This window comes from Azospira sp. MPR-LB4 (assembly GCF_058809525.1).
Genome location: NZ_CM179521.1, coordinates 3,248,636 through 3,268,027, shown reverse-complemented (window position 1 = coordinate 3,268,027; position 19,392 = coordinate 3,248,636). Strand labels below are relative to the sequence as shown.

17 protein-coding genes are annotated in these 19,392 nt (G+C 66.1%); 8 read left to right on the top strand and 9 right to left on the bottom strand.

Annotation, left to right across the window (positions count from 1 at the left end):
* Positions 1–86: 86 nt before the first annotated feature.
* On the top strand, positions 87–1,523 hold the full coding sequence (mltF, locus tag AC3QLZ_RS15335) for a membrane-bound lytic murein transglycosylase MltF (RefSeq protein ID WP_014236782.1): 1,437 nt from the start codon (positions 87–89) through the stop codon (positions 1,521–1,523).
* A gap of 174 nt (positions 1,524–1,697) precedes the next feature.
* Here mltF and serS read toward each other — a convergent pair whose 3' ends face one another.
* The 6 genes from serS to AC3QLZ_RS15305 form a co-directional block, all read right to left on the bottom strand.
* A complete protein-coding gene (gene serS / locus AC3QLZ_RS15330) occupies positions 1,698–2,981 on the bottom strand; it encodes a serine--tRNA ligase (protein ID WP_014236781.1) in 1,284 nt (427 codons plus the stop codon).
* A gap of 36 nt (positions 2,982–3,017) precedes the next feature.
* Positions 3,018–3,377 carry a GxxExxY protein gene (locus AC3QLZ_RS15325; RefSeq protein ID WP_014236780.1) on the bottom strand — a complete coding sequence of 120 codons (360 nt, stop codon included), beginning with the start codon at positions 3,375–3,377 and terminating at the stop codon, positions 3,018–3,020.
* Between the two features lie 30 nt (positions 3,378–3,407).
* Complete coding sequence (locus AC3QLZ_RS15320) at positions 3,408–4,733, bottom strand: replication-associated recombination protein A (protein ID WP_157870602.1); 1,326 nt, start codon at positions 4,731–4,733, stop codon at positions 3,408–3,410.
* Positions 4,734–5,883: 1,150 nt separating this feature from the next.
* Positions 5,884–6,516, bottom strand: a complete 633-nt coding sequence (gene lolA / locus AC3QLZ_RS15315; RefSeq protein ID WP_014236778.1) for an outer membrane lipoprotein periplasmic chaperone LolA — start codon at positions 6,514–6,516, stop codon at positions 5,884–5,886.
* Positions 6,516–8,831, bottom strand: a complete 2,316-nt coding sequence (locus tag AC3QLZ_RS15310) for a DNA translocase FtsK (RefSeq protein ID WP_014236777.1) — start codon at positions 8,829–8,831, stop codon at positions 6,516–6,518. Before AC3QLZ_RS15310 ends, lolA begins: the two co-directional genes overlap by 1 nt.
* 49 nt (positions 8,832–8,880) lie before the next feature.
* Positions 8,881–9,540 (bottom strand): Crp/Fnr family transcriptional regulator, encoded by a 660-nt coding sequence (locus AC3QLZ_RS15305; RefSeq protein WP_014236776.1) that lies wholly within the window; start codon positions 9,538–9,540, stop codon positions 8,881–8,883.
* 155 nt (positions 9,541–9,695) lie between these two features.
* Between AC3QLZ_RS15305 and trxB the strand changes: the two genes are divergently transcribed.
* Positions 9,696–10,655, top strand: a complete 960-nt coding sequence (trxB, locus tag AC3QLZ_RS15300) for a thioredoxin-disulfide reductase (protein WP_014236775.1) — start codon at positions 9,696–9,698, stop codon at positions 10,653–10,655.
* An 18-nt stretch (positions 10,656–10,673) separates the two neighbouring features.
* Positions 10,674–11,720, top strand: coding sequence for a Smr/MutS family protein (locus tag AC3QLZ_RS15295; protein ID WP_014236774.1), 1,047 nt, complete (start codon positions 10,674–10,676; stop codon positions 11,718–11,720).
* A 192-nt stretch (positions 11,721–11,912) separates the two neighbouring features.
* Here the strand turns inward: AC3QLZ_RS15295 and glnK are convergent, their stop codons facing one another.
* From glnK to ppa, 3 genes are all read right to left on the bottom strand, one after another.
* Entirely contained in the window at positions 11,913–12,251 is a 339-nt protein-coding gene (gene glnK, locus AC3QLZ_RS15290; protein ID WP_014236773.1) for a P-II family nitrogen regulator, read from the bottom strand.
* Between the two features lie 74 nt (positions 12,252–12,325).
* Complete coding sequence (locus tag AC3QLZ_RS15285; protein WP_014236772.1) at positions 12,326–13,951, bottom strand: NAD+ synthase; 1,626 nt, start codon at positions 13,949–13,951, stop codon at positions 12,326–12,328.
* 118 nt (positions 13,952–14,069) lie between these two features.
* Positions 14,070–14,618, bottom strand: coding sequence for an inorganic diphosphatase (gene ppa / locus AC3QLZ_RS15280; RefSeq protein ID WP_014236771.1), 549 nt, complete (start codon positions 14,616–14,618; stop codon positions 14,070–14,072).
* Positions 14,619–14,815: 197 nt separating this feature from the next.
* On the opposite strand from ppa, the gene AC3QLZ_RS15275 reads away from it, so the two are divergent.
* The 5 genes from AC3QLZ_RS15275 (at position 14,816) to AC3QLZ_RS15255 (ending at position 19,392) form a co-directional block, all read left to right on the top strand.
* On the top strand, positions 14,816–15,475 hold the full coding sequence (locus AC3QLZ_RS15275; protein WP_014236770.1) for an energy transducer TonB: 660 nt from the start codon (positions 14,816–14,818) through the stop codon (positions 15,473–15,475).
* Between the two features lie 6 nt (positions 15,476–15,481).
* The gene (locus tag AC3QLZ_RS15270) at positions 15,482–16,225 is read left to right on the top strand and encodes a MotA/TolQ/ExbB proton channel family protein (RefSeq protein ID WP_014236769.1); all 744 of its coding nucleotides are present in this window, start codon (positions 15,482–15,484) and stop codon (positions 16,223–16,225) included.
* The gene (locus AC3QLZ_RS15265) at positions 16,226–16,657 is read left to right on the top strand and encodes an ExbD/TolR family protein (RefSeq protein WP_014236768.1); all 432 of its coding nucleotides are present in this window, start codon (positions 16,226–16,228) and stop codon (positions 16,655–16,657) included.
* Entirely contained in the window at positions 16,641–16,829 is a 189-nt protein-coding gene (gene hemP / locus AC3QLZ_RS15260; protein ID WP_014236767.1) for a hemin uptake protein HemP, read from the top strand. The genes AC3QLZ_RS15265 and hemP overlap by 17 nt, the downstream gene beginning before the upstream one ends.
* A gap of 250 nt (positions 16,830–17,079) precedes the next feature.
* Positions 17,080–19,392, top strand: a complete 2,313-nt coding sequence (locus tag AC3QLZ_RS15255) for a TonB-dependent hemoglobin/transferrin/lactoferrin family receptor (protein WP_014236766.1) — start codon at positions 17,080–17,082, stop codon at positions 19,390–19,392.

Sequence of the window (19,392 nt, the reverse complement as noted above, 5' to 3'; positions counted from 1 at the left end):
GGCGCTGACCTGGGCCCCTTTGTCGGGCTGGGCGTCCATGGCACAATCCGGGAACTTTTTTCCCGGACAACCCCGGAAAGGCGAGGATGCGTCCACAGGTATTCCGCTGGCTGCTGGTTGCCCTGCTTGCCCTGGTCCTGGTCTACGCCTGTGCCGACAGGAAGGTGGCCTCCTGGCGGGAAAGCAACGAGCTGGTGGTTCTCACCAGCCCCGGCCCCCTGACCTACACCCCCGGCGCCCAGGACAACGGCGGCGAAGCCGGGGCCGGCTTCGAGTACGACCTGGTCAGCCTCTTCGCCGAGGAGGCCGGGCTCAAGCTGAAGCTGGTTTCCGTCGGCAATTACCGGGAAGTGGCCCAGGCCCTGAAGCGGGGCGCCGGCCATATGGCCGCCGCCTGGCTGGTCTGGCACCCGGGCGTGGCCAACAGCGAATTCCAGGCCACCACTCCCTTCTTCCAGAGCAGCCACCTGCTGGTGCAGCACGAGGCCTCCCTGCCCATCACCAGCACCGAACAGCTGGCCGGGCGCACCGTACACGTGGTGGCCCGCAGCCGCCACGCCGACCTGCTGGCCGGGCTGCCGGCCCTCAATCCGCCGGTGACGGTGCAGGAACATCCGGAATGGAGCGACCTGGACCTGCTGCAGGCGGTGGCCGAGCAGCGCATCGAGCTGGCCCTCACCGACGGCCCCATCCTCGACATCGCCCAGAACTACTATCCCCAGCTCAGCGCCACCCTGCAGATCGGCGAGCCCCAGCCCATCGCCTGGCTCTTCCCCGGGGACGCGGACCCGGAGCTGGTGGCCAAGGCCGAAGCCTTCCTCGGCCGGGTGCACAAGGACGGCACCCTGGTGCGCCTGAAGGATCGCTATTTCGGCCACGTGCGCCGCTTGAAGCAGTTCGACGTGGTGCAGTTCCTCGAGCGCACCCGCAGCCTCCTGCCCGATTTCCGCACCCAGTTCGAATCGGCCCAGGCCCGCACCGGCATCGACTGGCGCCTCATCGCCGCCCTCGCCTACCAGGAATCCCAGTGGGACCCCATGGCCACCAGCCCCACCGGGGTGCGGGGCATGATGATGCTGACCGAGGAAACGGCGGACCGGCTCGGCGTTTCCAACCGGCTCGACCCGAAACAGAGCATCAGCGCCGGCGCCCGCTACCTGGCGGACATCCGGGACCAGCTGCCGGAAACGGTGAAGGAGCCGGACCGCACCTGGATGGCCCTGGCCGCCTACAACCTGGGCCTGGGCCACATGAAGGGCGGCCTGGCCATCGCCCCCAGCACCGAGGCGGACCCGGATTCCTGGTTCGAGATGAAGCGGGTGCTGCCCCTGCTCTCCCGCCCCGAGTATTACCGGCGCTTGAAGAGCGGCCGCGCCCGGGGTGGCGAGGCGGTGATCATGGTGGAGAACATCCGCATCTTCTACGACATCCTCACCCGCCACGAGCCGCCCTACATTCCGCCCAAGCCGGTGGTAGAAAGGAAGGAGAAAAAGGGCGACAAGAAGGGCAAGAAGCGACACTGAGGCGGCGCCGGGCAGGCAAGGCGCCAGGGTCGAACGGGGCATGGCGCAGAGGCCGGCAGCAAGCCATTCTCCAGGTAGGTCATGCCGGAATGTCCGTCCCTCCTGCCTTGCAGCCGGGGCAAAGAAAAAGGCCGGGATATTCCCGGCCTTTTTCTTTGCGAAGAGCGAGGCGGCTTAGGCGGCGACGATCTGCTCCAGGCCGCCCATGTAGGGACGCAGCACGGCCGGCACGGTGACGGAGCCGTCGGCGTTCTGGAAGTTTTCCAGGATGGCCACCAGGGTGCGGCCCACGGCCAGCCCGGAACCGTTGAGGGTGTGCACCAGCTCCGGCTTGTTCTTCTCGTTGCGGAAACGGGCCTGCAGGCGGCGGGCCTGGAAGGACTCGAAGTTGGAGCAGGACGAGATTTCCCGGTAGGTGTTCTGGGCCGGCAGCCACACTTCCAGGTCGTAGGTCTTGGCGGCGGAGAAGCCCATGTCGCCGGTGCACAGGGTGACGCGGCGGTAGGGCAGCTCCAGCTTTTCCAGGATAGTTTCGGCGTGGCGGGTCAGCTCTTCATGGGCCTCGGCGGACTTCTCGGGGGCCACGATCTGCACCAGCTCCACCTTGTCGAACTGGTGCTGGCGAATCATGCCCCGGGTGTCGCGGCCGTAGGAGCCGGCTTCGGAACGGAAGCAGGGGGTGTGGCAGACCAGCTTCAGGGGCAGGGCCTCGGCGGCGAGGATTTCGTCGCGCACGATGTTGGTTACCGGCACTTCGGCGGTGGGGATCAGGTACAGGGGCTCGGCGTCGGCCCGGGCGATCTTGAACAGGTCTTCCTCGAACTTGGGCAGCTGGCCGGTGCCGAAGAGGCTGGCGGCATTCACCAGGTAGGGGGTGTAGACCTCGGTGTAGCCGTGCTCGCCGGTGTGGGTGTCGAGCATGAACTGGGCGAGGGCCCGGTGCAGGCGGGCCAGTTGGCCCTTCATGACGGAGAAGCGGGCGCCGGAAATCTTGGCGGCCACGGCGAAATCCAGTTGACCGAGGAATTCGCCCACGTCGGTGTGGTCCTTGACCTCGAAGTCGAAAGTGCGGGGCGTGCCCCAGCGCTTCACTTCCACGTTGCCGGTTTCGTCCTTGCCCACCGGCACGGTTTCATTGGGCAGATTGGGAATGGCAGCGACGATGGCGTTGAACTCGCCCAGCAGCTCGGTGAGGCGGGCTTCGGCCTGCTCCAGCTCGGTCTTCATGGCGGCCACCTGGGCCATCACCTCGGAAGCATCCTCGCCCTTGCCCTTCAACATGCCGATCTGCTTGGAGAGGGAATTGCGGCTGGCCTGCAGCTCCTGGGTGCGGGTCTGCAGGGTCTTGCGCTCGGCCTCCAGGGCGGAGAACTGGGTGAAGTCGATGGCCTTGCCGCGGGTCGCCAGGCGGGCAGCCACGGCGTCGAGGTCGTTGCGGAGCAGTTGAATGTCGAGCATGGAATCAAAACCTTTTTGCCACAGAGGGCACAGAGATCACAGAGAAAATCGTTTCACGCCGTCGGCAAGCCTGGGCTCGCCAAAGTTGATAAGTAAACCACGTTTCAAGCCAGTTGCCTTCAGGTAGGACAAGACCTGGGCCGATACTGCTTCGGGCAGCGCCCGTTGGGACTTCAGCTCCACCACCACGGCATCGGCCACCACCAGATCAAGGCGCTGGCCGGCAATCACCCGGCCCTTGTACACCACCTCCACCTGCCGGGCAAAGGGAATATCCCGCAGGGACATTTCATGGCAGAGGGCCTCCTCATAGACGCTTTCCAGCAGCCCCGGCCCGAGCAGACGATGCAGCTCGATGGCGGCGCCGATAATCTGCTGGGTCAGTTGGTCTGCCATGACACTCGGTGTCCTCTGTGCCCTCTGTGGCTAGCCTTTTTTGCCTTTGCGGGCGGCCTGGGCATCCAGGTCCCGCAGGTGGGCGAGCTTTTCGCCGATTTTGATTTCCAGGCCCCGCTCCACCGGCTGATACCAGGTGGCGGGCGCCATGCCGTCGGGGAAGTAGTTCTCACCGGCGGCGTAGCCTTCGGCTTCGTCGTGGGCGTAGCGGTAATCCTTGCCGTAGCCCAGATCCTTCATCAGCTTGGTGGGGGCGTTGCGCAGGTGCTCGGGCACCGGGCGGGAGCCGTCCTTGGCGACGAAGGCGCGTGCCGCATTATACGCGTTGTAGGCGGCATTCGATTTGGCGGCGCAGGCCAGGTAGATCACTGCCTGGGCCAGGGCCAGCTCCCCTTCCGGCGAGCCCAGGCGCTCGTAGGTCTGGGCCGCATTCATGGCGATCTCGCTGCCCCGGGGGTCGGCCAGGCCGATGTCTTCCCAGGCCATGCGCACGATGCGCCGGGCCAGGTAACGGGGGTCGGCGCCGCCATCCAGCATGCGGCAGAACCAGTAGAGGGCGCCGTCCGGATTGGAGCCCCGCACCGACTTGTGCAGGGCCGAAATCTGGTCGTAAAAGGCATCGCCACCCTTGTCGAAGCGGCGCAGGCTCTGGGCCATGGTGGCTTCGATGAAGGCCCCGTCCACCTTGGCCAGCCTGGCGGTGCGGGCCGCCGTGCGCACCTGCTCCAGCAGGTTGAGAAAGCGCCGGGCATCGCCGTCAGCCAGGCCGATCAGGCGGGTGCGGGCCTCGTCATCGAAATCCAGCTCCGCCAGGGCCTTGTCACGGGCCCGGTCGAACAACTGACCCATCTCGGCCTCGTCCAGGGACTTCAGCACATAGACCGAAGCCCGGGAGAGCAGGGCCGAATTGACCTCGAAGGAAGGGTTCTCGGTGGTGGCGCCGATGAAGGTGAACAGGCCGCTTTCGACGAAGGGCAGAAAGCCGTCCTGCTGGGCCTTGTTGAAGCGGTGGATTTCATCGACGAAGAGGATGGTGCGCTTGCCCTGGGCCTTCCACATCTCGGCCTGGGCCACCGCCTCCCGCACTTCCTTGATGCCGGAGAAAACAGCGGAAAGGGCAATGAACTCGCAGTTGAACTGGGTCGCCATCATGCGCGCCAGGGTGGTCTTGCCCACCCCGGGCGGCCCCCACAGGATCATGGAATGGGGCTGCCCCGACTCGAAGGCCAAACGCAGGGGCTTGCCCGGCCCCAGCAGATGCTGCTGACCGATCACCTCGTCGGGCGCACGCGGCCGCAACTGTTCCGCCAGGGGCGCCCCGGCATCCACCGTTCCTTGGGAAAAAAGATCGTTCACTCAGAATCCATTGGCAGCAGGACTGCCCGTGCAAAAGCCGCAGTTTACCTTAAGGCGTAACTGGCCCAATGCACCATGCTCAAGGCAAAAACACGTTCGCTTCGTCAGCTTCCGTTCCCCAGGCGTTCGCCATGACGAAGGCGTACGCATCCCGGATATACTTCAGAAAGACTAGTCGCAACTGAAACGAAGTCGAGCAATTCGCCTGAACAACTCAGCCCGCAAGCTGCCCTAGTGTTTTCTCTTCAAAATTTCACCACTACAGTAGTCCATCACATCAACCATGCGAGCACTCCAGCACATGCGATATCACTGGCTTCAAGCTCTCTCAGCATTAGTCTGCATAACATTCACCGGCTTGGTACATGCAGAATCGCCGCTATACATGCTCAAGCACAACTGGATGCAATGCGCCAACGAAAGCGACGTAATTGATCTTGCAGACACCAAAACTCAATTGGATCTCTTGCGTGAGGGATGGGCCAAGTTCATTTCTGGAAGATGCACCGCACCTAACCTTCCGATGTGGCGAATTAGCCGGCTTACCGAAAAAAGAACCCCGAAAGGATAGCTCTATTACTGTTTCAACCGGATAGAACTCACACAGGTAGGAGAACCACAGAATCAGATTTATGAGGAGAGCACCCTCGAAGAGCGAGAGTGTGTTCCGTCATTTATGCTTTCCACAGTAGATGCCGAACTTCGAGCAAGGAAAGGCGACTACACCGTACGCGTTGATGATCCAGGATTTACTAAAGCCTTCTGTACCGAGGGTGGCCATGTCCAGTTGCGGAAGACAGAAAATGGACTTCTTAGAACTGTATTTGACCTCCCTTGGAAGCACCCGCCCTATTTTGTGTGGGACGTCCCAGCTGGGACCGATATCCATACAGCGACTAGAGAAGGATGCAAGGGCGCTGACGTTCGGTGACTACTCGTAATCGAAATGTTGGCTGACGATTCGCAGACCAGCTTTACGATGTAGCAATACTTGATGACCTGATTGTCCAGATTGACTCAGCAATCTTGGGACGATGGAAGCCCTTGTTTCTGCGGAATATTCCGAGCCCAACTTTAGGCCTTGTATCAGTTCTCCAGATGGGCACCGGAAGGATGTGCTTCGCCACAAATTTCTAACGTCTGTAGCCCCTCACTCCCCCGCCACATCCGCTCCGGGCGGCGGGGTGAAGCGGAAGAGGCCGGGGGCCAGGGACGGGTTGCGTTCGACCCGGTTGAAGATGAGGGCGGTGGTCTGGCCGAAGCTGTCGTGCAGTTCCATGGCCCGCAGGTTGTCGCCGGCAAAGCCGAGGCGGACTTTTTCAAAGCCGGAGTCGGCGCTCCTGGGGGTGGCTTCGGCCCATTCCAGGCCGTCCTTCTCGCCACCTTCGGCCAGGGTGAAGTTCTTTTCCAGGGAGGCGGAGCCTTCGCCGGCCAGCAGGGCGGCCGGGGTGGCGCCCAGGGTCTTGCCCATTTTTTTCACCGTCACCTGCTTCAGTTCCGGGTCGTAGATCCAGAATTTTTCGCCGTCGCCCACCATCAGCTGGGGATAGGGCTTTTCCACCTGCCAGCGGAACTTGCCGGGGCGCTGGAACATCATCAGGCCGGCGGAGTTCTGGGGCTTGCGGCCGCTCTTGGCCACCACGGACTGGACGAACTCGGCCCGCAGGCTGCGGGTGTTGTCGAGGAAGGCCTTGAGCTTGGCGACGCCGGAGGCCTGGGCGGCGCCGGGCAGCAGGGCGGCGGCCAGGAGGGCCGCCAGCAGGAACTTGGGGGGAGTTTTCATCATTCTTCCGTCTTGCGGCCCAGCACTTCGCGCCCGCCGCGGCCGTCCATGGCGGAAACCAGGCCAGCCCGCTCCATGGCTTCGATGAGGCGGGAGGCCCGGTTGTAGCCGATGCGCAGGTTGCGCTGGACCAGGGAAATGGAGGCCCGGCGGGTCTTGAGGACGATCTCCACGGCCTGGTCGTACATGGGGTCGTTTTCGGGATCGTCGCCGCCCTCGCCGTCGCCACCGCCATCTTCGTCACCGCCGGCACCGCTGAGCACATCCTCGATGTAATCGGGGGCGCCGGTCTTTTTCAGGTATTCGACCACGTGGTGCACTTCGTCGTCGGCGACGAAGGCGCCGTGCACCCGGGTGGGGTAGCCGCTGCCCGGCGTCAGGTAGAGCATGTCACCCTGGCCCAGCAAGGCTTCGGCGCCCATCTGGTCGAGGATGGTGCGGGAGTCGATCTTGCTGGAAACCTGGAAGGAGATGCGGGTGGGGATGTTGGCCTTGATCAGGCCGGTGATCACATCCACGCTGGGCCGCTGGGTCGCCAGGATGAGGTGGATGCCGGCGGCCCGGGCCTTCTGGGCCAGGCGGGCGATCAGCTCTTCCACCTTCTTGCCCACCACCATCATCAGGTCCGCCAGCTCGTCGATGACCACCACGATGTAGGGCAGCTCGGTCAGGGGCTCGGGGGATTCGGGGGTGATGGAGAGCGGGTTGGGAATCTTCTGCTCGTTCTTCTCCGCCTCGCGGATCTTGGCGTTGAAGCCGGCCAGGTTGCGCACGCCCATGGCGCTCATCAGCTTGTAGCGCTTTTCCATCTCGCCGACGCACCAGTTAAGCGCGTTGGCGGCCTGGCGCATGTCGGTCACCACCGGCGCCAGCAGGTGGGGAATGCCTTCGTAGATGGAGAGTTCCAGCATCTTCGGATCCACCAGGATGAGGCGCACATCCTTGGCGGTGGACTTGTAGAGCAGGGACAGGATCATGGCGTTGATGCCCACCGACTTGCCGGAACCGGTGGTGCCGGCCACCAACAGATGGGGCATCTTGGCCAGGTCGGCCACGGTGGCCTGGCCGCCGATGTCCTTGCCCAGAGCCACGGTGAGGGGCGAGGCCATGTCGTAATAGGCCTTGCTGGAAAGGATTTCCGAGAGGCGCACGGCCTGGCGCTTGGGATTGGGCAGCTCCAGGGCCATGCAGGATTTGCCCGGCACCGTCTCCACCACCCGCACCGAGATGAGGGCCAGGGCCCGGGCCAGGTCCCGCGCCAGATTGACGATCTGGGCGCCCTTGACGCCCACCGCCGGCTCGATTTCGTAGCGGGTGATGACCGGGCCGGGGTAGGCGGCCAGCACCTTCACCTGGACGCCGAAGTCGGCCAGCTTGCGTTCGATGAGGCGGGAGGTGAATTCCAGGGTGTCCGCCGCCGGCAGGTCGGTCTGGGGCGGCGCCGGGTCCAGCAGGTGCAGGGGCGGCAGCTGGCCGCCCTCCACCGCCTCGGGAAAGAGGGGCGCCTGGCGCTCCCGCTCGATGCGCTTTTCCACCTTGGTGGAGACTTCGATCTCGGGCTCGACGATTTCGATGCGGATCGGCTCGTGGTCTTCCACCCGGGCCCGCTCCACTTCCACCACCGCTTCCCGCTCCCGGGCCACTTCGCGGCCGATGCGCTGGTCCTGCCAGCGCTCGATGAGGCCGCGGATGCCGAAATAAGTACCTTCCACCAGGGTGCCCAGACGCTCGAAGGTGGACAGCCAGCTCATGCCGGAAAAGAGGCTCCAGCCCAGCACCACGCCGGTGAGCAGGACCAGGGTGGCGCCGGTGTAGCCGAGGGCGGCGACGGCGGCATTGCCAAGTTCCAGGCCCAGCATGCCGCCGGGCACCAGGGGCAGGGGCGTACGCAGGGTGTAGAAACGGATGGCTTCGAGGCCGCAGCTGGCCACCAGCAGGATGAGGAAGCCGATGGCGGCGACGATCAGGGGGCGGCGGTCGCCGTTGCCGCGCAGGCCGTCGAGGCGGCGGTAGCCCCACCACACCAGGGCCAGCATGAGGGTGACCCACCACCAGGCGGAAGCGCCGAAGAGATAGAGCAGAAGGTCGGAGAGCCAGGCGCCGAAACGGCCGGCGGGGTTGTGCAGGGCGTCCACCTGGGCCGCATGGGACCAGCCCGGGTCGGCCCGGTCGTAGCCCCACAGGGCCAGGGAGAGGAAGCCGGCGAACACCACCAGCGCCAGCCAGCGGGATTCCTGCAGGATGACGGCAATCTTTTCCGGCAGGGGGCTGGGGGACTTATCGGAGTTGCGACGGGCGGATTGGGGGACGGCCATTGGCGGCGAACAGTTGGTAGGTTCGCCCGATTATAACGGCAAGCGCCCCTTAGATTTCGTGCAGGACAATGCGGCCGTCCTGAACTTCGATGTAACCGCTGGTTTCCAGGTCCTTCATCACCCGGCTGACCATTTCCCGGGAGGCGCCGATCATCTTGGCGATATCCTGCTTGGTCAGCTTGCGGGTGACGATGCGCCGGCCTTCCTGCATCTCGGAAAACTCCAGCAGCAGCTTGGCGACCCGGCCGAAAACGTCCATCAGGGCCAGGCTTTCGATCTTGCGGTCGGCTTCCCGCAGGCGCTGCACCAGGCTGCGCAGCAGGTAGAAGGTCAGATCCACGTGCTCGGTGAGGAGGCGGCGGAACTCGGCCTTGGCGATGATCAGCACCTCGCACACTTCCAGGGCCACCACGTTGGCGGAACGGGGCTCGCCATCGAGCAGGCCCATTTCGCCGAAGAACTCGCCGGTGCCGAGGATGGCCAGGATCACTTCCCGCCCTTCCTCATCGCTGTTGAGCACCTTGATGCTGCCCGAGATGAGGATGTAGAGGGAGTCCGTGACGTCGCCGGCCCGCACAATGGTCGTACCCCGGGTCACCTTGCGATAGGTGGATACCCGGGCCAGATGTTCCAGTTCGCTGTCCGGCACACGCTCAAACATGGGCAAGCCCCGGAGCGTGGCGAGGCTTAGTCCTCTCCCAACCTGCATACTCAGCCTTATTTTTGCTTGTGGTGTGGATAAATCAGCGCCGATTATATGCCAAATCCGTCACGCGCCACCGCCGCCGGCGAGTTCGGTTGCAGCCCCCCCGCTTTCGCTATAATTTCCCCCCGACCCGAAAATCCGACCGCGAGAGAAACGCCATGACCACCCAACGCCACAGCCGCCTGCTCATCCTCGGTTCCGGCCCCGCCGGCTACACCGCCGCCGTCTATGCCGCCCGCGCCAACCTGAAACCCGTGCTGATCACCGGCCTGGCCCAGGGCGGCCAGCTGATGACCACCACCGAAGTGGACAACTGGCCCGCCGATGCGGCCGGCGTCCAGGGCCCCGAGCTGATGCAGCGTTTCGAGGAGCATGCCCGCCGCTTCGAGACCGAGATCATCTTCGACCACATCCACACCGCCAAGCTGCAGGAGAAGCCCTTCCGCCTCATCGGCGATGCCGGCGAATACACCTGCGACGCCCTCATCATCGCCACCGGCGCCTCCGCCCAGTACCTGGGCCTGCCCTCCGAAGAGAAGTTCGCCGGCCGCGGCGTCTCCGCCTGCGCCACCTGTGACGGCTTCTTCTACCGCAACCAGGCCGTGGCCGTGGTGGGCGGCGGCAACACCGCCGTGGAAGAGGCCCTGTACCTGGCCAACATCGCCAGCCACGTCACCGTGATCCACCGCCGCAACAAGTTCAAGTCCGAAAAGATCCTCCAGGACAAGCTGATGAAGAAGGTGGAAGAAGGCAAGGTCACCGTGCTGTGGGACTCCACCCTGGAAGAAGTGCTGGGCGACGATTCCGGCGTCACCGGCCTCAAGGTGAAAAACGTCAATACCGGCGCCACCCAGGAAGTGCCGGTCATGGGCGTCTTCATCGCCATCGGCCACAAGCCCAACACCGAGCTGTTCGAAGGCCAACTGGAGCTGGAAAACGGCTACATCGTGACCCAGTCCGGCCGCGCCGGTAACGCTACCCAGACCAGCATCACCGGCGTCTTCGCTGCCGGCGACGTGCAGGACCACATCTACCGCCAGGCCTGCACCTCCGCCGGCACCGGCTGCATGGCCGCCCTGGATGCCGAACGCTACCTGGACGGCCTGGAGCAGGCGTAAGCCCCGGAACAGCGCTCCATGAAGCCTGCCAAGCCGGCCGCTGCCGGCTCCCCCTTTCAGGTCCTGCGGGACCTGAAAGGCCATCTGGAGCCCGCCAAACAGGCCAAAGCCGCCCCCCCCGCCGCACCGGCACCATCTGCCACGCCCGCGCCGCCGCCCGTATCCACGGCCGGGGACGAGGATGCTGCCCTGCTGGCCCAGGCCTTCGCCGGCGCCAAGCCCCTGGCCCGTGACAACCACGCCCGTCTGGACAAGCCCAAGCCGGCCCCCAAGCCCCGTCCCCGGCTGCAGGATGAGACGGAGAGCGCCCCGTCGCCCCGGCCCCAGCGGATCGACCCCAACGACCCCCTGGCCCTGTTCCGCGCCAGCGTCGGCGAGGTCACCCCGGTCAAGGACACCGGCCGGGCCGAGGTGGGGCCGCGGCTGTCGCGGCAGAAGCGCCAGGCCCAGGCCGCCGCGCCGGTCGCGGAGGCAACGCCGGCGCTGTATATCCCGGACCTGCCGGACGACGACCCGGCCGCCCTCTTTCGCCGCGCCGCCGGCCCGGTGACGCCCCTGGCGGACAAGAACCAGGCGGCCCTCAACAAGCCCCTGCCGGCGGCCCGCCCCCGGCCCCGGGAGGAAGCCGAGCCGCCGGCAGCCACGCCGGCACCGGCCCACCCGCCCCTGTCCGACCGGGCCGACACCGCCGCCGAGGGCGAACACCTGCGCCCCGGCGCCCCCGGCCGCCTGCTGGCGGACCTGCGCCGGGGCCGCATCCCGGTGGAAACGGAAATCGACCTGCACGGCTACACCCGGGACGAAGCCCGGGACTTCCTCAGCGCCGCCCTGGCCCGCTGCGGCCGCCGTGGCCAACGCTGCCTGCGGGTGATCCACGGCAAGGGCCTGAGCTCCCCCGGCGGCGAATCCCTCTTGAAAAACCTGACCCGCAACTGGCTGGCCCAGCACCCGGAAGTGCTGGCCTTCTGCGAAGCCAAGCCGGCTGACGGCGGCAGCGGCGCCCTGCTGGTGCTGCTGCGCAATCCCCGCCGGGAGGGCGCCACGGCGGACGATTCCCGGGGCTGAAAGCCACCCTGCCCCGGGAGGCAGCAGGGATGGGCATGGGCGCCTGCCCATGCCGGAGAATGGCTTCCCGCCTGCCTCTGCGGCCATGCCTCGGCAACACGCCTTCCCCATCCCTAAAAAGCAAAGGGCCGCCCCGTGGGACGGCCCTTTTGCCGCACCGGTCCCTGGGGGCCGGCGCCGGCGTGTCTTGCCTCAGATGGCGGCTTCGTCGGTCTCGCCGGTGCGGATGCGCACCACCTGCTCCACGGGCATGACGAAAATCTTGCCGTCGCCGATCTTGCCGGTGTGGGCGGCCTTGACGATGGCGTCGATGGCGGGCTCCACCTTGTCGTCGGAGATGATCAGTTCCACCTTGATCTTGGGCAGGAAGTCGACCACGTACTCGGCGCCGCGGTAAAGCTCGGTGTGGCCCTTTTGGCGGCCGAAACCCTTGACCTCGGTGACGGTGAGGCCGGTGACGCCGATTTCGGACAGGGCTTCGCGCACTTCGTCGAGCTTGAAGGGCTTGATGATGGCTTCGATCTTTTTCATGAACTCTCCTTATTTAAATTCTTGGGCGGGGCAGCGGGGCATTCCCAACCGAATGCCGTCATCTTCGCGTCGGCTCACCATTCGTCAGCATAACGGTTTGTGATCGGATAGCGCCAGTCCTTGCCGAAGCCCCGCTGGGTGACGCGGATGCCCACCGGGGCCTGGCGCCGCTTGTACTCGCTGATCTTGAGCAGGCGCACCACCCGCCGCACGTCGGCCTCGGCGTAGCCCTGGGCGACGATCTCCCGGGGCGACAGGTCCTGCTCCATATAGGCTTCCATGATGGCGTCCAGCACCTCATAGGGCGGCAGGCTGTCCTGGTCCTTCTGGTCCGGCTTCAGCTCGGCGGAAGGGGGGCGGACGATGATGTTGTCCGGGATGATCTCCCGTTCCCGGTTGATCCAGCGGCACAGGCGATAGACGAAGGTCTTGGCCAGGTCCTTGATGACGGCGAAGCCGCCGGCCATGTCGCCGTAGAGGGTGCAGTAGCCCACCGCCATCTCTGACTTGTTGCCGGTGGTCAGCACCAGGCTGCCGCTCTTGTTGGAGATGGCCATCAGGATGTTGCCGCGGATGCGGGCCTGGAGGTTTTCCTCCGTGGTATCGGCAGCGGTGCCGGCGAATTCCTGGGCCAGCATCTCGCCATAGACGCCCATGGCCGGGGCAATGGCGATCTCGTCGTAGCGCACGCCCAGGGTTTCCACCAGCTGGCGGGAATCGTCCAGGCTCATCTGGGCGGTGTAGGGCGAAGGCATCATGATGGCCCGCACCTTGTCGGCCCCCAGGGCCTCGGCCGCCACCACCAGGGTCAGGGCCGAGTCGATGCCGCCGGAAAGGCCGATGACGGCGCCCTTGAAGCCGTTCTTGCCAATGTAGTCGCGCACCCCCAGCACCAGGGCCCGATACACCTGTTCCTCCAGGGCCGGCTCCGGCAGGAGCACGCCGCTGACGCGGCCGTCGGGAGTCAGCTGCAGCAGCTCCAGGGCTTCCTCGAAACGGGGCAGGCTGGCGCCGACGCTGCCGTCGGCGCACAGGGCCAGGGAGGCGCCGTCGAACACCAGCTCGTCCTGGCCGCCCACCAGATTGTTGTAGATGAGGGGAATCCGGGTCGCCGCCACCCGCTCCCGCAGCACGGCGAGGCGGTCCCCTTCCTTGTTCATGTGATAGGGCGAGGCATTGAGCACCAGCAGGGCCTGGGCCCCGGCCTGGGCCGCCTGCTCCGCCGCCCCGGCCTCCCACACGTCGGCACAGATGTTGAGACCCAGGGTCCAGCCCTTGACCTCGATCAGGCAGGGCTCGCTGCCGGCTTCGAAGTAGCGCTCCTCGTCGAAGACCTCGTAGTTGGGCAGCCGGTGCTTGCGGTAGGTGGCCTGGATGCGGCCGTCCTTCAGGTAGGAGGCGGCGTTGTAGCGCTGGCCGGCCACTTCCAGGGGATGGCCGACGACAATGCCGATCTCCGGCACTTCAGCCGCCAGCAGTTCCAGCTCCCGGGCGCAGGCCCGGTAGAAATCCGGGCGCAGCAGCAGGTCTTCCGGCGGATAGCCGCACAGGCCCAGTTCCGGGCTCAGCATCAGGTCGGCCCCGCGGGCCTGGGCCTGGCGGGCCAGGTCGGCCAGGCGGGAACGGTTGCCGGCCAGGTCGCCGAGGACGGCATTGAACTGGGCGACGGCGACGGCAAGGGCGGAAGTGGGAGCAGCCATGGGCGGACGATCCGGGGAGAAAGGCGTCGGGCGAGGAAGAACGGGAGGCGGACTACGGTAAAACCGGGTACAGCAGGAAAGCGGCCGGAGGACAAGCTCCCCCGGCGCCTCGGACAGCTTAGAAGTGGGGCTTTTCGCCGGAAGCGTCGTAACGGGCCACGCCGTCCACGATTTCCTTCTTGGCGGCTTCCAGGTCGCCCCAGCCGGTGACCTTGACCCACTTGTTGGGTTCCAGGTCCTTATAGTGCTCGAAGAAGTGCTCGATCATCTTCGGCAGCAGGTCGGGCAGGTCGGAGACGGCCTTGACGTTGTCGTAGATGGAGGTCAGCTTGGACACGGGCACTGCCAGGACCTTGGCGTCCAGACCGGCTTCGTCTTCCATGTGCAGGATGCCGATGGGGCGGCAGCGCACCACCACGCCAGGATGCAGGGGATAGGGCGTCACCACCAGCACGTCCACGGGGTCGCCGTCGTCGGACAGGGTGTGGGGCACAAAGCCGTAGTTGCAGGGGTAGTGCATGGGGGTGGACATGAAACGGTCCACCAGCACGGCGCCGGAATCCTTGTCCAGTTCGTACTTGATGCCGGGCGCCCGGGCGGGAATCTCGATGACCACGTTGAAGTCGTTGGGGACGTCCTTGCCGATGGACAGTGCGTCGATGTTCATGAATCAGTCTCCTTATAAAAGTCCCTAATTATACGTCAGGCGCTCCCTCGACGCGGCACCAAATGCCGGGAAATCCCGGAAAAACAAGGCTCCGCCCCCCCTATTGCGCAGCAACAAAAGCAGTTGACACAAATTCTCACAATCTGCAGAATGAGAATTGTTGTCATTTAATAACCATTCCCAGGAAACCGCTCGCCATGCTGGTACCAGCCATGCCGTATTCCTGCCCGACCGACTCCGGCTGGCTTTCCCGGAGTCCCTGGGTCGGCGCCGCCGTGCTGCTGCACGGTGCCGCCCTGGCCTGGGCGTTGGGCACGGCACAGCCAAGCCCCATTGAAGCCCCCCAGGTGATGAACATCGCGCTCGTCACCCCGGCTCCGGAGCCCGCCGCCAAACCCACGCCGACGCCTCCGCCGCCCAAGCCCCAGCCGGTGGTCAAGCAACAGGCGCCGGCCCCCAAGGCGGTGAAGAGCGAACCGGCCCCGGCGCCGACGCCCGCCTCCATCACCTCCTCTGCGCCGCCGCCCCCGGCGCCCGCCGCCGCGCCCCCCGGACCGGCCGCCCCGGCGCCCGTGGTGGAAGCCAAGTTCGACGCCGACTACCTGCAGAACCCCAAGCCCACCTATCCGCCGGCCTCCAAGCGCCTGGGCGAACAGGGCAAGGTCTGGCTGCGGGCCCACGTGTTGCCCAACGGCACCACGGACAACGTCGAACTCAAGCAGACCTCCGGCAGCCCCCGCCTGGACGCCGCCGCCCTCGAGGCGGTGAAGCGCTGGCGCTTCGTGCCCGCCCGCCAGGGCAGCGAAGCCGTGGCCTCCTGGGTCGTCATCCCCGTTTCTTTCAGTTTGGAAAGCTAAGCCATCATGCAAGCCAATTTCGATTTCTCCCATTTCTGGGCCCAGGGCGACGCCGTCTCCCATTTCATCGCCATCGTCCTGCTGGTCCTCTCCGTCGCCAGCTGGGCCGTGATCCTGGGCAAGGGCTGGAAACTGTGGCGCCTGCGCCACGCCGCCCCGGTGGCCATCGACAGCTTCTGGCACGCCTCCACCCTGCAGGAAGGCCTGGACCGCCTGGAACCCGCCGCCCCCTTCGCCGACCTGGCCCGCCGCGGCAGCCAGGCCGTCAGCCACTTTGAGAGCCATTCCGGCAGCGCCCCCCACCTGGATTCCCACCTCTCCGCCAGCGAACTGGTGACCCGGGCCCTGCGCCAGGGCATCGCCCGCACCACCAGCCACCTGGAAGGCGGCCAGACCCTGCTCGCCTCCATCGGCTCCACCGCTCCCTTCATCGGCCTGTTCGGCACCGTCTGGGGCATCTACCACGCCCTGGCCACCATCGGCATGACCGGCCAGTCCAGCCTGGACAAGGTGGCCGGCCCCGTCGGCGAGGCCCTGATCATGACTGCCGCCGGCCTCTTCGTCGCCATTCCCGCGGTGCTGGCCTACAACACCTTCAACCGCAACCTGCGCGTCATCGGCGGCGACCTGGACGCCTTCGCCCACGACCTGCACACCTTCCTCACCACCGGCCACCACATGGCCGAATCCCCCGTGGTCCCCCACGGCCGCGGCAACGCCGGCGCCCGCAAGCTGGCCGAGGTGGCTTAAATGGCTTTCGGCGGATTCGAATCGGGCCCCTCCCAGCCCATGGCCGACATCAACACCACGCCCCTGGTAGACGTGATGCTGGTGCTGCTGATCATCTTCATCGTCTGCGCCCCCCTGATGACCCAGGCCATCAAGGTGGACCTGCCCCAGGCCAGCGCCGCCCCGGCGGACCCCAAGCCGGACACCGTGCAGGTGGCCCTGGATGCGGCGGGCAAGCTGTACTGGAACAAGACGGAAATCAACGCCGATGAGATGGTGGCCCGCTTCTCCGGCGCCGCCGCCCAGAATCCCCAGCCGGAAGTCCATCTCTCCGCCGACAAGGAAACGCGCTACCAGCGCGTGGCCGAAGTGATGGCGGCGGCGAAGGAGGCCGGCATCGTCAAACTCGGTTTCGTCACCCAACCTGGAGGCACCCATGAACCACGCCGATGAGCTCAAGCCCACCCTGGCCGTCGTCACGGTGGACAACCCGCCCGCCGGGCAAGCCCCGGTGGTGGCCAGCCGGCAGCTGTTCCGCGGCAACAACACGGTCCGCATCGAACACGGCGGCCAGTGCTACCTGCTCCGCCTGACCCGTGAGAACAAGCTGATTCTGACCAAGTAAAGAGCAACGCTTCACCCTCGACGCATCACCCTCTTGCCGCCAGCCAGCCCCCGGGCGAGCCAGCCTTCTTTTTTTGAGGTCCCGGTACCGGCCCCGCGCTGGCGCCTCCCTTTTCCTCGAAGCGAAGAGCCCCCGGCGGCAGCGGCGGATGCCCGACCCGTTTTTCCGTACCACCCACGACAACACGTAGCCAGCCACCGGTAGGCTTTCATGCCGGGCAGCAAGCCACGCATCAAGATCAGGAGAGATCATGCGCCTTGCTTCCCGCCCCGCCGGGGGACGTCCCGCGTCCGCCCATTCAGTACCCCTGCGCCCCCTGGCGGCCCTCGTCGCCGCCATCGCCCCCGCCGTCCTCGCCCTTGGCGCCAGCCAGGCCCAGGCACAAGCCCAGACGTCCGAACTGAAGGAAGTGGTGGTCACCGCCACCCGCCAGGAGGCGGACCCGGACCTCATTCCCGCCACCATCACCAGCATCGACCGCAAGACCCTGGACCGGCGCATGCCCCACGACGAGGCGGCGCTGATGGAAAACGAGGCCGACGTGGTCATCTCCCGGGACCTGCGCCGCTACGGCAGCGCCGCGGTGAACATCCGCGGCATCGAAGGCATCCGGGTGCTGCAGCAGGTGGACGGCGTGCGTCTGCCCGACTACTACTACGGCGGCGGCCCCTCCAACATCACCGCCTCCATGCCGGATGGCCCGGAGATGGACTTCCTCAAGCGGGCCGAGATCCTGCGCGGCCCCGCCTCCAGCCTCTACGGCTCCGACGCCCTCGGCGGCGTCGTCGGCTACCTCACCCTGGACCCCCAGGACCTGCTGCAGGGCCGCAGCAGCGCCATGCGCTACAAGGGCACCTGGCGCCAGGCCGACCACAGCTTCCAGAACACCGTCTATGCCGCCGGCGGCAACGACCTGGTGGAAGGCCTGCTGGCCTACAGCCAGCGCAACGGCAAGGAGCTGGACAACAAGGGCAATGTGGGTGGCACCGGCTACAACCGGGAGCAGCCCAATCCCCAGGACACCAAGTCCGATTCCGTCCTGGCCAAGATCATCCTCAAGCCCGCCACCGGCCACCGCATCGGCCTCACCTACGAGAACCGGGAGCAGGACAACCACGTGGATTCCCTGCGCCTCTCCAGCGGCGTGCCCAAGGTGACCCAGACCTACGGCGACGAGAACACCAAGCGGGAACGCTACGGCATCGACTGGGAATGGAAGCCCACGGACCGCTGGTTCGACCGCCTGGCCCTCAAGTTCTACCACCAGGAGGCGGATTCCAAGACCTACACCATGCAGCGACGCAGCAACACCAGCGCCAGCTGCTCCGCCTCCTCCGGCGCCGGCAACAACTGCCTGGTGGACATGAACTTCATGTTCAACCAGAAGACCGACGGCCTCAACCTGCAGCTGGACAGCTACTTCCAGACCGGCGCCGTCAGCCACTCCCTGGCCTACGGCGCCGACTGGCGCCAGACCCGCACCGAGGAACTGCGGGACTACACGGTGCACAACCTGACCACCGGCACCACCGGCAAGACCCTGGCCGGCGACACCTATCCCCTGAAGGACTTCGCCCCCGGCGAATCCACCAACCTGGGCCTCTTCGTCCAGGACGAACTGTCCTTCATGGACGGCAAGTTCCTGCTCACCCCCGGGGTGCGCTACGACGAGGTCAAGCTGCGGCCCGACGGCATGAGCAAGGTGGCCGGCAGCGGCGGCAGCGCCGTCACCCTCAGTTCCGCCAGCCAGAACCACTCCGCCGTCTCCCCCAAGATCGGCGCCCTGTGGCAGGCAAGCCCGGCAGTGGCCCTCTACGGCCAGCTGGTGCGCGGCTTCCGGGCTCCCAACTACGAGGAGGTGAACGGCCTCTTCTACAACGCGGCCCAGAACTACGTCACCCTGCCCAACGGCAACCTCAAGGCGGAAAAGAGCACCGGCCTGGAACTGGGCACCCGCCTCAAGGCCCTGGGCGGCGACATCAAGGTGGCGGTGTACGACAACCGCTACGACGACTTCATCGAACAGGTGCGGGTGTGTAACGACACCGCAGCCCCCTTCACCTGCCCCGGCGGCACCCGCAGCGCCTACCAGAAGCTGAACCTGTCCAAGGTCCGCATCCAGGGCGCCGAAGTGCGGGGCAGCTGGCTCTTCGCCGGCGGCTACGCCTTCCAGGGCAGCATCGCCACGGCCCGGGGCGACGACGAGCAGAACAACCGCCCGCTCAACAGCATCGAGCCCCTGCGCGCCGTCCTCTCCTTCCTCTGGGACAAGGGCCAGTGGGGCGGCGAGACCCGCCTGCGCCTGGCAGCCGCCAAGGAGCGCATCAACGACGCCGACACCGACTACTACAAGCCCGCCGGCTACGGCGTCATGGATGTCTCCACCTGGTGGCAGGTGGACAAGCGCTTCCGCCTCACCGCCGCGGTGAACAACGTCTTCGACAAGCAATACACCCTGTGGAGCGACGTACGCCATGCGGGGCTGCTGAGCACCGATCCGGGCCCCAGCTTCTTCACCCAGCCCGGCCGCAACGTCAGCCTCTCCCTGCAGGCGGACTTCTGA

Coding starts and splice junctions, on each gene's coding strand:
- mltF (WP_014236782.1), top strand. CDS start 87: ATGCGTCCACAGGTATTCCGCTGGCTGCTGGTTGCCCTGCTTGCCCTG.
- serS (WP_014236781.1), bottom strand. CDS start 2,981: ATGCTCGACATTCAACTGCTCCGCAACGACCTCGACGCCGTGGCTGCC.
- AC3QLZ_RS15325 (WP_014236780.1), bottom strand. CDS start 3,377: ATGGCAGACCAACTGACCCAGCAGATTATCGGCGCCGCCATCGAGCTG.
- lolA (WP_014236778.1), bottom strand. CDS start 6,516: ATGAAAACTCCCCCCAAGTTCCTGCTGGCGGCCCTCCTGGCCGCCGCC.
- AC3QLZ_RS15310 (WP_014236777.1), bottom strand. CDS start 8,831: ATGGCCGTCCCCCAATCCGCCCGTCGCAACTCCGATAAGTCCCCCAGC.
- AC3QLZ_RS15305 (WP_014236776.1), bottom strand. CDS start 9,540: ATGCAGGTTGGGAGAGGACTAAGCCTCGCCACGCTCCGGGGCTTGCCC.
- trxB (WP_014236775.1), top strand. CDS start 9,696: ATGACCACCCAACGCCACAGCCGCCTGCTCATCCTCGGTTCCGGCCCC.
- AC3QLZ_RS15295 (WP_014236774.1), top strand. CDS start 10,674: ATGAAGCCTGCCAAGCCGGCCGCTGCCGGCTCCCCCTTTCAGGTCCTG.
- glnK (WP_014236773.1), bottom strand. CDS start 12,251: ATGAAAAAGATCGAAGCCATCATCAAGCCCTTCAAGCTCGACGAAGTG.
- AC3QLZ_RS15285 (WP_014236772.1), bottom strand. CDS start 13,951: ATGGCTGCTCCCACTTCCGCCCTTGCCGTCGCCGTCGCCCAGTTCAAT.
- ppa (WP_014236771.1), bottom strand. CDS start 14,618: ATGAACATCGACGCACTGTCCATCGGCAAGGACGTCCCCAACGACTTC.
- AC3QLZ_RS15275 (WP_014236770.1), top strand. CDS start 14,816: ATGCTGGTACCAGCCATGCCGTATTCCTGCCCGACCGACTCCGGCTGG.
- AC3QLZ_RS15270 (WP_014236769.1), top strand. CDS start 15,482: ATGCAAGCCAATTTCGATTTCTCCCATTTCTGGGCCCAGGGCGACGCC.
- AC3QLZ_RS15265 (WP_014236768.1), top strand. CDS start 16,226: ATGGCTTTCGGCGGATTCGAATCGGGCCCCTCCCAGCCCATGGCCGAC.
- hemP (WP_014236767.1), top strand. CDS start 16,641: ATGAACCACGCCGATGAGCTCAAGCCCACCCTGGCCGTCGTCACGGTG.
- AC3QLZ_RS15255 (WP_014236766.1), top strand. CDS start 17,080: ATGCGCCTTGCTTCCCGCCCCGCCGGGGGACGTCCCGCGTCCGCCCAT.